Here is a 13,892-nt window from a genome sequence, read left to right as displayed (position 1 = left end):
AGATATCAATATCAGGCGTGGTAAAACCAGAGATGACAAATTGGTAGCGACCTGGCCTTGCATCAGGTGGTGTAGTAAACACAATTTCGTCCTCTACTGCGCGGTAAAGCCTGCGATAGGTGATTTCTATCCAGTTGAGGTAGAAATACGGCACAGTAACCGCCACGTTCGTCAGTCCACTGATAATGCGCAGTGCCGAGACATTGCCCAGAAACCGATGAAATCCAGGAGATAATGCACTGCGAATAATAGTGGGACGGAATAGTCCTTCTGCACGACTGCCCCACTCAGCACGCATTACAGGGAAGAGATCTCCTCCGATGCTAAAAAATAGATTGGCAAGGTATGCGGGCTCTCGCTCACCAGCAGGGTTACGCCCGTGAAAGGCTGCACGAATAATGATGGAGTCGGTAAAGTTATTTGCTTGTGGAGCAGGTACTTCCAGTGACACACTTGCCCCACGGTCAGAGAACACCAGCGCCCAAAAGAATTTGTCACTCATATCGCTGTGGTTGCGCGTGCGTCGGTAACCGGCTGTGTTGAAGGTGTCATAAACCACATTCATACGGTCAATTGCTCGATTCTCTTCAAAGTGCAGTGTCGTGCGAAACGATTGATTTCGGAGATTAATCACTCCCGTTGTGCCACGTGGCTCTGCTGGAATCTCCACCAACCGCAATCCACGATTCTGCGGCGTTAGTGCTGGCTCCCAGTAAAAGTAATAGACATTTTCATCGGTGTAGGGGTCATTATACATTTCAGGGCGAGCTGGGTCTGAGAATGCCAAGCGATGCGGCTCGCCAATAAACTCCACATAGTCATCACGATTGAAGCGACCATCTTGCTCGCCCTTGACGAGAATTGGCACCTCTTTGCCTTTGTTGAACAAGCGAAAGGTACGCGGGTCTGCAGTAAAGAAATCAGTTGGGAATCCCGCATCTTGAAATTCAAAAAAGCCTAAGCGGTAGATACCTTGCTTCCTTACAATGAAGCGATACTTTGGCACAACGGGTAGTCTGCCGTAGACATTTTGTTGCACCCCCATTGCCTCTGAGAAGGACAATGCCTGCCCAGCAATGCTTAGCTGCGATGGCTTATACGCGCTGCGTTTGCGCGGCACTTGCCTCAAAAGCTCTGCTTCATTGAGATCAACTCTGAACTCTTGCGCTGTGCCTTCCGCTGTATTGAGCCTAAGTTCAAGTGTCAGTTTCTGCACATATCGCAAGGTTTTCGTCGCAGGAAAATAGGTGTAGGGCGACACAGTCAAGCTTGTCAGTGGCGTGCCACGCATTGTTCCACCATAAAACCACCGCACTCTTTCTTTCGGAAAAGGCTCTTTATCAGATGTAGTTTTCACTGACTTCGCCTGAGGCAATTGCTCCGCTGGAAGCCCAATCGGCGCATCATTCAGCGCCTCTATGTGAAATTTCAGCACCACATTTTGCAGCACACCCACACCTTCTTCTGCAACAATGCGCACCGATTCTACATGTGCCTGCAAAGCATACTCATACGACGGCAACTTGTAGAGCAAATTCATTACTAGGTGGTCAGTCGTAGGCGATGTAACCACCATCTCGGTTTCACCGCTTGCCAGCGATTCTTCTTTTAGCGAGGGCACCCCAAACTGCATTACCAGCTGGACAATGTTACTGGATGGCGCTGTGATAGATGCAATCGATGCACTTTCACTACTCGGCAGGATTGGCTGGCTGAAGAGCAACTTTGTTTGGGCTACCACAGAAAGCCCACCTATCAGAAGAATTGCGCTTAGCGGGCTGAAGCGGCAACTATGGGTCATTAAAGGCTCGAGTTTCGTTAATGCTCGAAAGAGTGACGAGGTGGCTTAAAGTTTTGCTGCAAAAATAGAGTCTTTTGCGGTGTCCATCAAGGTCTTACTTTGCCCCTGTGCAGTCTTTTACGCTTTGCCGTGGCAATTTTTGTATTTCTTACCGCTACCGCAGGGGCAAGGGTCGTTGCGTCCTGGCACTTTCTCGACACGAATAGGCTGTCGTTTCGGTGGTTCTTCGGCTTCTGCCACATCGGTCTCATACCCACCCTGCGTAGTTGCTGTGCTATATACACTTGCTGCTTCGGCGTGTATGGCTCGCAGGCGATTGCGTTGCACACGACGCACTTGCATCGGCACAGCAGCTTGTTCAACTGGATAGAGCTTAAATGCTACTGACAAGGTTTGCGCCGCAATTTCTTCTAAGAGCTGCACAAAGAGTTCGAAGGCTTCCTTCTTATACTCGAGTAGCGGATCTTTCTGACCATATGCGCGCAGGTTGATACCTTCCTTCAGATCATCAATATCGCGCAAATGCTCACGCCACTTTTCGTCAATCACGCTCAGCACGGCAAAGCGCTCAATGCGTCCCATCATTTCGCTGCCTAAGTGCTCTTCCTTGCGCTTGTAGAACGCTGTAGCCGTCTGATAAATCAAATCCTGCACGCCGTCTTTGCCCAGTGCAGCATATTTTTCACGCGTAAGCTCAATTGGCACACCCAGCTCCCGCAGCACTTGTTCGCAGAGACCTTCAGCATTGTAGTCGGCAAGGTATTTCTCCGCTAGTCTCTCAGCGTAATCATTGAGCAAGTCAAAGATTTCAAGGCGAAGCCGTTCCTTGAAGAGTGCATTGCGGCGTCGCGCGTAGATAATCTCGCGCTGCTGGTTCATTACATTGTCATACTCTAAGAGCCGCTTGCGAATCCCGAAGTTTTGCTCCTCGACTCGGCGCTGTGCGCGCTCAATCGCTTTGGTTACCATCGGGTGTTGAATCACTTCACCCTCTTTGTGTCCCAACTTATCCATCAAAGCGGCTACGCGCTCGGAGCCAAAGAGGCGCATTAGGTCATCTTCCAGCGAAACATAAAACTGCGAGACACCCGGATCGCCTTGCCTGCCTGCCCGTCCGCGCAGCTGCCTATCAATGCGGCGTGCTTCATGTCGCTCTGTGCCGAGAATGAAGAGACCACCCAGTTCCTTCACGCCCGGTCCTAATTTGATATCGGTGCCACGCCCAGCCATGTTGGTTGCAATCGTTACTGCGCCTTTTTGTCCTGCTTGCGCAATAATCTCCGCCTCACGCTGGTGCTGCTTAGCATTGAGCACATTGTGCGGAATCTTGCGCATCTTTAGCATTCGCGAAATCGTCTCAGAGACTTCTACGCTGGTTGTGCCGACCAAAACCGGCTGTCCTTTTGTGCGCAGTTCTTCAATGGTCTGAATTACAGCATTGTATTTTTCACGCTTTGTCTTGAAGACCAAATCTTCTCGATCCTCACGAATCACTTTCTTGTGTGTCGGAATGACCACTACATCCAGCTTGTAGATTTCATAAAACTCCTGTGCCTCCGTCTCAGCCGTGCCGGTCATTCCTGCAAGTTTCTTGTACAGTCGGAAATAGTTTTGCAGCGTAATGGTTGCCATTGTTTGCGTCTCGCCCTCGATCTTGACGCCCTCTTTGGCTTCAATCGCTTGGTGCAAACCATCGCTGTAGCGTCGCCCAACCAGAATACGACCTGTAAATTCATCGACAATCAAGACCTTTCCATCTTGCACTACATACTCATCGTCGCGTTCATAGAGCGAGTAAGCACGCAGCAGTTGCGAGACGTTGTGAATGCGCTCGGACTTTTCTGCAAAGATTCTATACAGCTCATCTTTTTTCTCTTGTTTCTGCGCCTCCGACAGCGTCGGGTCGTTTTGAATCTTGGCGATTTCTGTTCCCACATCGGGCAACACGAAAAAGTCCGGGTCCTGATTAGCGTCCGTAATTAGCGCTCGTCCTTTATCTGTTAGGTCAATTTGATGAAAGCGCTCATCGATCGAAAAGTAAAGTTCATCATCGACCTCGTGCATCCGCCGAGCATTATCACGCAGATACTCATTTTCGACCATCTGCATCAGGCGGGCATTTGCCCCCTCACCGATGAGCTTGATGAACTTTTTATTTTTCGGCTGACCGCGTTTGGCGCGCAAAAGTCCCAGACCTGCTTTGAATTCCCAGTCCTTATCCAGTTTTTCCTTCTGCTCGAGTAGCTTTTCGACCTCACTTAGAATTTTGGCGACCAAGTTTTGCTGCGCTCTTACCAAACGCTCGACCTTAGGCTTTAACTCCAAGAACTTACTGGCATCAGATTGCGGCACAGGCCCTGAGATAATCAAGGGTGTGCGTGCTTCATCAATTAGGACGGAGTCAACTTCATCGACGATAGCATAGTTAAAGCCGCGTTGCACAATCTCTTCTTTGTCCGTCGCCATATTGTCGCGTAGGTAGTCGAAGCCGAACTCGTTGTTGGTGCCGTAGGTGATGTCCGCCGCATACTGCTTACGTCGTTCTGCGGAGTCCATCTCGGAGAGAATGACACCGACTGTTAAGCCATGAAACTCGTAGATTGGCCCCATCCACTCTCGGTCACGCTTAGCAAGGTAGTCATTGACGGTTACGATATGGACGCCTTTGCCTGTCAGCGCATTGAGAAAAGCAGGCAGCGTGGCGACCAGTGTCTTTCCCTCGCCCGTTGCCATTTCTGCAATTTTGCCTTCGTGCAGCACAATGCCACCAATAAGCTGCACATCGTAGGGAATCATATCCCACTTAATCATTGAGCCACCTGCCATCCACTCTTTTCCAACCAAACGGCGACAGGTGTCTTTGACAATCGCAAAGGCTTCAGGGAGAATTTCGCTCAGAATTTCTTCGGTCGCCTCATGCAGCTCTTTTTCTAATTCCTCAATGCGGTCTTTAGTTGCTTGAACTTCTTCGAAGGTTAAGTCCAAGTCATTGAGCTTTGCTTGCTCTGATGCCAGCTCTTCTTCGATTTCTCGCACATGTTCGCGAATGCGCGCTTTCAGCTCCTGCGTTTTGGCGCGTAGTTCATCATCGGAGAGATTCTTGAACGATTCATAATGCGCATTGATTTCCTCAACAATTGGCATCAAGCGTTTGACATCTTTCTCATGCTTGGAGCCAAAAATTTTCTCCAGAAGTTTGAGCATAATCTCGGTTGGTTAGTTGCGAAGAATTCCTCATTAAAGTGCTTCTTTTGCTCGGTGTGTCATCACCCATTCTTTGATGTAGGCAACAATTTCGCTGGTTGGTGCACCGGGCAAAAAGAGCTTCCCCGTACCCATTTCTTGCAGTTTCACCACATCCTGTTCAGGAATGATACCACCGCCAGTCAGCAACACATCATCTAAACCTTTTTCACGCATCAGTTTCAACACACGCGGAAAAATCGTCATATGCGCCCCGCTCAGAATGCTAATACCGATTACATCGACATCTTCTTGCAAGGCGGCTTGCACAATCATCTCAGGTGTCTGACGCAACCCTGTGTAAATCACTTCCATTCCTGCATCACGCAAAGCCGCTGCAATCACTTTCGCACCACGGTCGTGCCCATCCAAGCCCGCTTTGGCAATTAAGACACGAATGGGTCTATTCATTCTCTTTATTTCTCGATTTGTTGCGTTGCTTAACAAGCATTCAAGATAAGGAAATCATTGCGCTATGCCAACGGTCAAGGCTTACTAGCTCCGTGCAGACAAATTGCAGCGCAGGCCGAACTTCGCCCCTCATTCTGCGATACGAAGTGTCTCCTACTCAGCGTGGGATAGGGCTAATGACACGCCTAAGCAAGCGATGCCAGCACTTGCATAGAAAAAAAAATCTTTGCATATTTGCAGCCCAACTTCACTACAACAGTGCGAGAGTAGCTCAGCTGGTAGAGCATCACCTTGCCAAGGTGAGGGTCGCGAGTTCGAATCTCGTCTCTCGCTCAGCGTTGCGCTAGCCTCGCCTTTCGTGCGAGGCTATTCTGTCTCTTGCCTTGCCCAAGTCTGCAATGCCCATTCAGAGAGTAGAGAGAGCAGCTTAACTGATAGCCCCTTTGCTCTGCAGTGTCGCGCACTTTCAACAGCTACGCCTGCCGTGATGCATTCTCTTAGCTATTGAACGACTTAATTAGTCGCATAAACTCAGACCGCGTAGCAGAGTTTTTGAGAAACTCGCCTGACATCGCAGATGTAGTGGTGGTGGAATTTTGTTTCTCTACGCCGCGCATCACCATACAAAGATGTTTGGCTTCAATTACAACTGCCACGCCTCTTGGCTCTAAGACTTCTTCAATCACATCACGGATTTCCTGTGTCATGCGCTCCTGCACCTGCAAGCGGCGTGCATAGACATCTACCACGCGCGGAATTTTCGACAGCCCAACAATCTTTCCATTGGGGATATATGCCACATGGGCTTTGCCGAAAAAGGGCAGCATGTGATGCTCGCACATTGAAAAAACCTCTATATCCTTGACCAGCACCATTTCATCATACTTTTCGTGGAAGACGGCACTGAGCAAAATTTCTCTTGGGTTTGCATGATAGCCGCTGGTAAGATACAGCAAGGCTTTTGCCACGCGCTCGGGGGTCTTTAGCAACCCCTCCCGCTCAGGGTCTTCACCTAAGAGCATCAGGTTTTCCTTGATATTTGCAGCCAGTCGCGCCAGCGTGTCCTCTGCAACGACCCCACTGATTGTGTATTCGTCGTCGTCTCGCAGGCTGGCAATAAACTGCTTTTCGTTTTGGCTTTTTCCGCTCATTTTACTCTCCTCGATAAGAGACAATGTTGCGTTCAGATTCATAGACTTTTACTTCATACAGCTCCACGTTTTTCACATTCAGTGCCTCCAGTGCTGCTTTGATTTTTTCCCAGAACACAACGGCAATGACTTCGGCAGTTGGCACTGTGTCGCGGAACATCTCCACGTCAAAGTTTAGGTGCTTGTGGTCAACTTTGGAGATAATTTCCTCTTCCAGAATTTTTTTGAGCACTTTCAAATCAAACAGGTATCCTGTGTCCTTATCGACGATGCCTGTGAGTGTTACTTCCAGCTCGTAGTTGTGTCCGTGCCCGTAGAAGTTGTTGCAGATGTCATAAATCTCACAGTTCTTTTCATCTGAGAAGGTTGGGTTAAAGAGTCGGTGGGCTGCGTTGAAATGCACCTTGCGCGTTACATACACTTTACGCGGTTGCCTTAACATGGCATTGATTTCACGTGGCTCTGAGCTAACTGACCACAACGCAGGATTTTTGTATTCAGCCGTTTCGTTGCTCATTGCTGACTTATGTTTCAATGTTTCAAAATTAGTGAGGCTAAAACCCTGTTCATCACGACGGCTTCACAGTAAGAGGCATCCAATCAGGCTTTGTGCGGCTATTCTCCTTCACAGGATTAATCGCATTCGGCACGGTGCCTTTGCATTCAGTTAGGTATTTTTTGCAATCTCGGCAGGAAATTTCCAGCCATGCTGGATTGCCCTCATAATCGGTAAAGAGTGGCACAAATGTTCCCTGCTCTGTGCGTTTCATTCCAAAGCATTGTTCAAGGCACGGCTCTGCAAATTGCGTCATTGCGCACTTACCGTCAATGCTATGGCGACAGCTAAACTCAGCGCAGATGATTGCTTCAGGGTTAGGATGTGCCATCGGCTTTTGATAGCCACGCCATTCACGGCGCACTGCCATCATCCATCGCTGCACATAGACACTTACACTTTTCAGTTGCCAGATGGGGCTATACCAGCGCACGCCCAGAAGCTCCAACCCTACAAGCCCTTTCGCAATTTGCTGCAACTTGGAGTTCGGCCTTGCTCGCTTCAGAAGCCAATTTAGGAAACTCAGGCGAATCTGTTTCATCATTTTAACTCTATGCTCCTCTAACCGACAGTCGGCTTTGGACGTTTCGCTTTCTTCTTTTCTTACATTGAGAAAGATAGGCTAGAACGCCCTTTGCAGACTTTATTGCTTGCACAGCCCGACATCACTCCTCTTGCTTCTGTCCCTCTCCCTGACATTTTTTCATACTGTTGCCTGACAATCTTCTGTATCTTCTGTCAGACTGCTCTTTACTTCATCTGCCTATTTTCCTTGCTTTGCGCGATACTGCAAGTTGGCACAGAGCTTGATTCTTAGGTAGGGTGGATAGCCTCTCAAAAAGAGTCAGTGAGCGGCTATCTAAGTGTAGTAACAAAAATAATAACCTTAAACTTGGAAGGAGGGTTTGAAGTATGTTAGTGAAATTTGAACGAAATCCATTTGCCGCAATTGACCGCATGTTTGACGAGGTCTTTAAGAGCACAATGCCGTCGCTCCCGTCGATGTTCGATATGTCTTCATTCCGAGTTGACATCTCTGAGGACGACAAGGCGGTCTACATTGAGGCAGACCTGCCAGGTGTCAAGAAGGACGACCTGAAAGTTACCGTTGAGGACAATATTCTGACCATTCGTGCAGAACGCAAGGCTGAAAGCACAGAAAGCAAGAAGAACTACTATCGCACAGAAAGGGTCTTTGGCTCGCTCACCCGCAGCTTTACGCTGGGTGAAAATGTCAATGCCGAAGCTATTGAAGCTCACTTTGCTGATGGCGTGCTGAAGCTCACGCTTCCAAAGGTTGAGCCTGTTGTAAAGGCACGGGAAATTGCAATTAAGTAACTTCTCCACATATACTCTGGTCGCCTCAAAGAAGCCCGCAAGTCGGGCTTCTTTTGTTGCTTCTAAAATTTTTAAGCTCTTAAAATCCTGAACTTACTTTCAAAAATCGTCAAAATCGACTTTTTTTCGGCTTTTTTGGAACCTTTTTGCCTTCAAATGCATTTATGCGTTTAGTTCATAGTTATTCTCCTTTTTCAATGGTGCTTTCGCAGTTTCGTTCATTTTCTGCGAAGGCACTTTTTATTTTCGACTTGCTTGCCTCTGCCATTCTTTCACGGTGCTTTGGCTACCTCTCTTTCCGCAAATCGGAACAGTTTTTGCTATAAAGCAACGCAGAGAGGCTTGAATGCAAGTTAAGTCTCTTTTGAGTGCTTTCATTCGAGCCGTTGTTTTTCGGTAACCTAAAAATCCTTGAAGGAGCTTTTATGGGGAAAATCATTGGAATTGACTTAGGCACGACCAACTCGTGCGTTGCGGTGATGCAAGGCAATGAGCCAGTTGTGATTCCCAACTCAGAAGGATATCGCACCACACCCTCAATGGTCGCTTTTACAAAGACAGGGGAGCGTCTGGTTGGGCATCCTGCCAAGCGTCAGGCAATTACGAATGCGAAAAATACCATTTACTCTATCAAGCGCTTTATGGGACGCAGTTACTCGGAGGTCACCGAAGAAATCAAGATGGTGCCCTACGAGGTCGTCAATGAAAACGGTCAGGCGCGGGTGCGCATTGCAGGCAAGGTTTATTCGCCACAGGAAATTTCAGCAATGATTCTGCAAAAAATGAAGCAGACAGCTGAAGATTACCTTGGCGAAAAGGTTACGGAGGCCGTAATTACCGTGCCCGCCTATTTCAATGACGCACAGCGTCAAGCCACGAAGGACGCAGGCAAGATTGCTGGCTTAGAGGTCAAGCGTATCCTGAATGAGCCGACTGCTGCAGCACTGGCTTACGGCTTAGACAAGAAAAAGAAGAACGAAAAAGTTGCGGTCTTTGACTTGGGCGGCGGCACTTTCGATATCTCTATTCTTGAACTGGGTGATGGTGTCTTCGAAGTGCGCTCGACCGACGGTGATACGCATCTTGGCGGCGATGACTTCGACCAACGCCTCATTGACTATATGGCGGATGAGTTCAAGAAGCAAGAGGGCATTGATTTGCGCAAAGACCCGATGGCACTGCAACGCTTGAAAGAAGCCGCCGAAAAGGCAAAGATTGAACTGTCCTCTCGCACTGAGACAGAAGTCAATCTGCCGTTCATTACCGCCACGCAAGATGGTCCGAAGCATCTTGTTATGACGATTACACGCGCCAAGTTCGAGGCACTGTGCGCCGACCTCTTTGAGAGAATGATTGAGCCGTGCCGCCGTGCAATGAAAAATGCCAAGCTCAGCGTGGAAGACATTGACGAAGTTGTCTTGGTGGGTGGCTCGACTCGCATTCCGAAGGTGCAAGATATGGTGCGCGAGTTCTTCAAGAAAGAGCCCAACAAGAGCGTCAACCCTGACGAAGTGGTTGCAGTCGGCGCAGCCATTCAAGGTGGCGTGCTCAAAGGCGACATTACCGATGTGCTGCTTTTGGACGTTACTCCACTTTCGCTCGGCATTGAAACGCTCGGCGGTGTCATGACCAAGCTCATCGAAGCTAACACCACGATTCCAACTCGCAAGTCTGAGATTTTCTCGACGGCTTCCGACAATCAGACTTCAGTTGAAATCCACGTGCTTCAAGGCGAGCGTCCGATGGCCGTCGACAACAAGACCTTAGGTCGGTTCATTTTAGATGGTATTCCGCCTGCTCCGCGTGGTGTGCCACAAATTGAGGTTACTTTTGACATTGACGCCAACGGCATTTTGAATGTCTCTGCAAAGGACCGTGCCACAGGTCGTGAGCAGAAGATTCGCATTGAGGCTAGCGGAAAACTCTCTGAGGCGGAGATTCAAAAGATGCGTGAAGATGCACGCATTCACGCCGAAGAAGACCGTCGTCGCAAAGAAGAAGCCGACACGAAGAACGCAGCCGATGCGCTTATCTTCTCGACAGAGCGACAAATCAAAGATTTGGGCGACAAGATTCCAGCGCAAGACCTCAGCCGTCTCAACGCAGCCTTGGAGGCGCTGAAAGATGCGCAAAAGTCTGGCACCATTAGCCGCATCAAGAGTGAAATGGAGAATCTGACGCGCGTTTGGCAAGACGTCTCTACGCGACTCTATCAAGGCTCAGCGGCAAGCAGTATGAACAACCCCGGCAACGGTAGTGCTCAGACGGCCAAAGATGGCGAGGTCAAGAACGCAGACTTTGAGATTGTCGACGATAAGTAAATCGTCCAAAAAGGCTGTCCCAACGGACAGCCTTTTTTTGTTCATTATCCAACTTTTTCGCCGTCGCAGTAATTTTGAGTGTGTCAGCAAGGCGTTAGTCGGTTCTTAGTTCCACATTAAACCATTTCTGCTATGCCACTTAACAAATCGGGTAATCCCGTTCATAAGGTTGACAAATACTTCATTCACTCTGCCAAGCGCGATGAGAAAGGGCGCCTAAAGCTCGTTATTTCATCGGCAGCCGGTTACGGACGCATTAGCGCCACGCCAGAGTTTAAGCGCAAGATTGCTGACGGCACGGCTCAGCTTGTTGTGCTTTCCAGCAATGAAGATATTGCCATCAAGCTCGATGAAACCGTCAAGCTTAACGAAGAGCGCTACAATATGGACTTTGACGGGCGCGGGGTTCAGTGGACAGTTCGCGAGCTGAAGGTATTTGTCAATCCCAACAACAATGAGCTTTGCGTCGAGGCGAACGGCAAAGTCTACACATTAGACGAGTTTTTCAAGTAACGGCGCTGCCTACACATTCTCCCTTCCTTCTTTGCTCGGAAGGGAGCTTTTTCTTTTTGTGCGCCTCTGCAGTATCCCTACCCTCCTTCTTTTTGCCGCTACGGAGAAACTGCCGCTTTGGAATTGATAACTTGAAAATGCTGTTTTGAGCGCTTAGCTGTACCACTGTAGATACCTTACATCAAACACTAAAACCGTAGGAGGAAAAAGATGGACGAAGTCCGTGGCGGCGTTATCACGCAAGTTTTAGTTAGCATTGGTAGAGCCGCAGATATGGGCGCCAGCAATGTCTGGAAGGTCGTTGAAAGCACCTTTGAAGCTGGCAACAAAACAGCTATGTCAATTGCAGATTCGTTCAGCAAAGCCATCAACCGCACGGTGGATTCGCTGACAGGTGGCAGTAAGAAGCAAGCAGCATGACTTGCTCTTGACGCTTCGTTTGCCCTTACCAAGCTTTGGTAAGGGCTATTTTTTGTTCTGCGCACAGATTGAGCCAGCGTTTATGGCTTTCCAGCTTTTTGCTGCCCAAGACTTTTGCAACGCTGCACTGAAGCCCCCGCTGGAGTGATGCGCGGCCGAGCTCACCGCAAAACCCGTAGATAGCTTCCTTGCTCAATGCGCACTCCTTGTTTTTTGCTTAACTTTGCGCTAAACCACTCGCAGTTATCCGATGAAAACACTGGCTCAATTTACCTTGTGCATTTGTTCTCTCTTCTTGCTTGCTTGCCGTCAGCCCAAAGACACTTCAACTTCAGTGCCAACTCCCACTTATCGCACTTTGGCTGGCGGGAAGGTGGCTGGTGGCACCTACCGCTATGCAGAATTGCAGCCCCTGACCACGCTTGACCCAGTTCAACTGATTGATAATGTCTCGCAGCACGCGGCGCATCAGATTTGCGAGCTGCTTGTGGACTTAGACCCTAACACGCTCTCCATTGTGCCTGAGCTGGCTGAGAGTTGGGAAATTTCAGAGGACGGAACGATTTACACCTTTACTTTGCGCGACAGCGTTTATTTCCATAACGACCGTTGTTTCCCACAAGGCATGGGGCGTAAACTTACGGCAGCCGATGTCAAATACTCTTTTGAGCGCGTCTGCAATCCACTTACGCAGACAAAAGGATTTTGGATTTTTCGTGACAAGGTAGAAGGGGCAACAGAGTATTACGAGGAACAGCGTCTGGCCGCTGAACAAAAGCGCGCGCCTAAAATTCTTGGCGTGCGTGGTTTTGAAGTGCTTAGCGAGCGGCGCTTCCGAATTCGCCTCACCAAACCTTTTGCTCCCTTTCTAATGACACTGGCTCTACCTTTTTGCTACATCATTCCCCGTGAAGCTGTCGCCTACTATGGCACCAACTTCACACAGCACCCAGTTGGCACTGGGCCTTTTATGTTCAGCGAGTTTGCGCCAAACTACCTCAAGCTGAAACGCAATCCGAGATACTGGCAGAAAGACAAAGACGGCAATGCATTGCCGTATCTGGACGAAATCGTGCTATACTTTTCGTGCAGCGAATCAGAACAATTGTCTCGCCTTGAAGCAGGGGATATTTTAGAGATGAGCCAGTTCAGCACAATGCGTTCAGCCGTCTTGCCAAATAGCCAGCTTGCTGAAAAGTATCAAGCACGTTTTGTGCATCGCTCTATCCCCTCTTTGTCGGTTCAATTTTGTGGTATGAACACTGCTTTGCCTCCCTTCAGTAATCCAAAGGTGCGCCGCGCATTTTCGCTTGCAGTCAATACTGCTGCCCTGTCATACTTGCTCTGGCAAGATAGCAGCTATGCTGCGCGCAGCCTTGTGCCTCCTGTTTTAGCCTCATACCATCAATCTCGTCTGCAAGCCATGCGTCGCAAACTGAAATCAGAGCGCAATGCACTCCAGCGCCCTGCGCCAGCCAGCGCGTTCAACCCAAGTTTAGCCAAGCAACTCCTCGCCGAAGCAGGTTACCCAAGTGGCAGTGGCTTTCCAGCCCTTTCACTTTACTACGACTCAACCAACGCGCGCAATCAGAAACTTGCAGACTTTATCAAAACATCTTTGAAGCAAACGCTGAACCTTGACCTTACGCTTGCTCCTCTTTCTTGGCAGGAACATCTGAAAGTGTGCGAATCTGGCTCGACCCCATTTTTCCTCTTAGGTTGGGTTGCGGACTACCCAGAGCCTGAAAGTTTTTTGCAGTTGCTCTATGGTCAATTTGTGCCTGCTGATACAAGCCAGCTTAGCTATCCCAATTTCGTGCGCTACCGCAACCCAGATTTTGACCGCCTGTATGACATGGCGCTAACCGCTCTCACAGACTCCTCACGTTATGCGCTCTATGCTGAAGCCGAAGAACTCGCCTTAGCCGACTCTCCTCTGCTTTTGCTGGTATATGACCGCAACGAATATGTGTTAGCCAAAGAAGTTTGCGATTACCCGCTCAATGCAATGGATCGGCGCGACCTTAAGTATGTCTGGCTTAACCGTTCGCCCACTGCAATAGTGCCGTGATGTCCTACGCCTGCGCCTCTTTCGCAAGAAAACGAGCCGCTTTTTTATCTTTGTTTTCTTGGGAAAA

11 protein-coding genes and 1 tRNA gene are annotated in these 13,892 nt (G+C 49.1%); 6 read left to right on the top strand and 6 right to left on the bottom strand.

Annotated elements, in window-relative coordinates; translation table 11 throughout:
- From NZM05_06085 to NZM05_06075, 3 genes are all read right to left on the bottom strand, one after another.
- Positions 1–1,801: hypothetical protein (locus NZM05_06085; GenBank protein MCS7013184.1), on the bottom strand; the 1,801-nt coding region annotated here is incomplete at its 3' end.
- A 117-nt stretch (positions 1,802–1,918) separates the two neighbouring features.
- Positions 1,919–5,005: a preprotein translocase subunit SecA gene (gene secA, locus NZM05_06080; protein MCS7013183.1), complete on the bottom strand. Its 3,087-nt coding sequence runs from the start codon at positions 5,003–5,005 to the stop codon at positions 1,919–1,921.
- Positions 5,006–5,038: 33 nt separating this feature from the next.
- Positions 5,039–5,455: a cobalamin B12-binding domain-containing protein gene (locus NZM05_06075; protein ID MCS7013182.1), complete on the bottom strand. Its 417-nt coding sequence runs from the start codon at positions 5,453–5,455 to the stop codon at positions 5,039–5,041.
- A 260-nt stretch (positions 5,456–5,715) separates the two neighbouring features.
- Between NZM05_06075 and NZM05_06070 the strand changes: the two genes are divergently transcribed.
- Positions 5,716–5,788 (top strand) — tRNA-Gly (locus NZM05_06070).
- 164 nt (positions 5,789–5,952) lie between these two features.
- Here the strand turns inward: NZM05_06070 and folE are convergent.
- The 3 genes from folE to NZM05_06055 form a co-directional block, all read right to left on the bottom strand.
- Positions 5,953–6,606, bottom strand: a complete 654-nt coding sequence (gene folE / locus NZM05_06065; GenBank protein MCS7013181.1) for a GTP cyclohydrolase I FolE — start codon at positions 6,604–6,606, stop codon at positions 5,953–5,955.
- Position 6,607: 1 nt separating this feature from the next.
- Positions 6,608–7,057: a 6-carboxytetrahydropterin synthase gene (locus NZM05_06060; GenBank protein MCS7013180.1), complete on the bottom strand. Its 450-nt coding sequence runs from the start codon at positions 7,055–7,057 to the stop codon at positions 6,608–6,610.
- Between the two features lie 118 nt (positions 7,058–7,175).
- The gene (locus tag NZM05_06055) at positions 7,176–7,706 is read right to left on the bottom strand and encodes a hypothetical protein (GenBank protein MCS7013179.1); all 531 of its coding nucleotides are present in this window, start codon (positions 7,704–7,706) and stop codon (positions 7,176–7,178) included.
- A gap of 368 nt (positions 7,707–8,074) precedes the next feature.
- Here NZM05_06055 and NZM05_06050 point away from each other — a divergent pair, with 368 nt between their 5' ends.
- The 5 genes from NZM05_06050 (at position 8,075) to NZM05_06030 (ending at position 13,825) form a co-directional block, all read left to right on the top strand.
- A complete protein-coding gene (locus NZM05_06050) occupies positions 8,075–8,500 on the top strand; it encodes an Hsp20/alpha crystallin family protein (GenBank protein MCS7013178.1) in 426 nt (141 codons plus the stop codon).
- Positions 8,501–8,925: 425 nt separating this feature from the next.
- A complete protein-coding gene (dnaK, locus tag NZM05_06045; protein MCS7013177.1) occupies positions 8,926–10,821 on the top strand; it encodes a molecular chaperone DnaK in 1,896 nt (631 codons plus the stop codon).
- 132 nt (positions 10,822–10,953) lie between these two features.
- A complete protein-coding gene (gene pscD / locus NZM05_06040) occupies positions 10,954–11,334 on the top strand; it encodes a photosystem P840 reaction center protein PscD (GenBank protein MCS7013176.1) in 381 nt (126 codons plus the stop codon).
- A gap of 210 nt (positions 11,335–11,544) precedes the next feature.
- Positions 11,545–11,754: a hypothetical protein gene (locus tag NZM05_06035; protein ID MCS7013175.1), complete on the top strand. Its 210-nt coding sequence runs from the start codon at positions 11,545–11,547 to the stop codon at positions 11,752–11,754.
- Positions 11,755–12,004: 250 nt separating this feature from the next.
- Positions 12,005–13,825, top strand: coding sequence for an ABC transporter substrate-binding protein (locus NZM05_06030; GenBank protein MCS7013174.1), 1,821 nt, complete (start codon positions 12,005–12,007; stop codon positions 13,823–13,825).
- Positions 13,826–13,892: the final 67 nt, after the last annotated feature.

It is taken from the genome of Chloroherpetonaceae bacterium (assembly GCA_025056565.1).
In the GTDB taxonomy this organism is placed as follows: domain Bacteria; phylum Bacteroidota; class Chlorobiia; order Chlorobiales; family Thermochlorobacteraceae; genus Thermochlorobacter.
Note: the sequence above shows the minus strand (reverse complement) of the source record. Positions and strands in the feature narration are given on the sequence as shown.

What these genes read in the sequence shown, in the direction of transcription:
- NZM05_06055 (MCS7013179.1), bottom strand. Translation starts at nt 7,706, where the DNA reads ATGATGAAACAGATTCGCCTGAGTTTCCTAAATTGGCTTCTGAAGCGA.
- NZM05_06075 (MCS7013182.1), bottom strand. Translation starts at nt 5,455, where the DNA reads ATGAATAGACCCATTCGTGTCTTAATTGCCAAAGCGGGCTTGGATGGG.
- folE (MCS7013181.1), bottom strand. Translation starts at nt 6,606, where the DNA reads ATGAGCGGAAAAAGCCAAAACGAAAAGCAGTTTATTGCCAGCCTGCGA.
- secA (MCS7013183.1), bottom strand. Translation starts at nt 5,005, where the DNA reads ATGCTCAAACTTCTGGAGAAAATTTTTGGCTCCAAGCATGAGAAAGAT.
- pscD (MCS7013176.1), top strand. Translation starts at nt 10,954, where the DNA reads ATGCCACTTAACAAATCGGGTAATCCCGTTCATAAGGTTGACAAATAC.
- dnaK (MCS7013177.1), top strand. Translation starts at nt 8,926, where the DNA reads ATGGGGAAAATCATTGGAATTGACTTAGGCACGACCAACTCGTGCGTT.
- NZM05_06050 (MCS7013178.1), top strand. Translation starts at nt 8,075, where the DNA reads ATGTTAGTGAAATTTGAACGAAATCCATTTGCCGCAATTGACCGCATG.
- NZM05_06030 (MCS7013174.1), top strand. Translation starts at nt 12,005, where the DNA reads ATGAAAACACTGGCTCAATTTACCTTGTGCATTTGTTCTCTCTTCTTG.
- NZM05_06035 (MCS7013175.1), top strand. Translation starts at nt 11,545, where the DNA reads ATGGACGAAGTCCGTGGCGGCGTTATCACGCAAGTTTTAGTTAGCATT.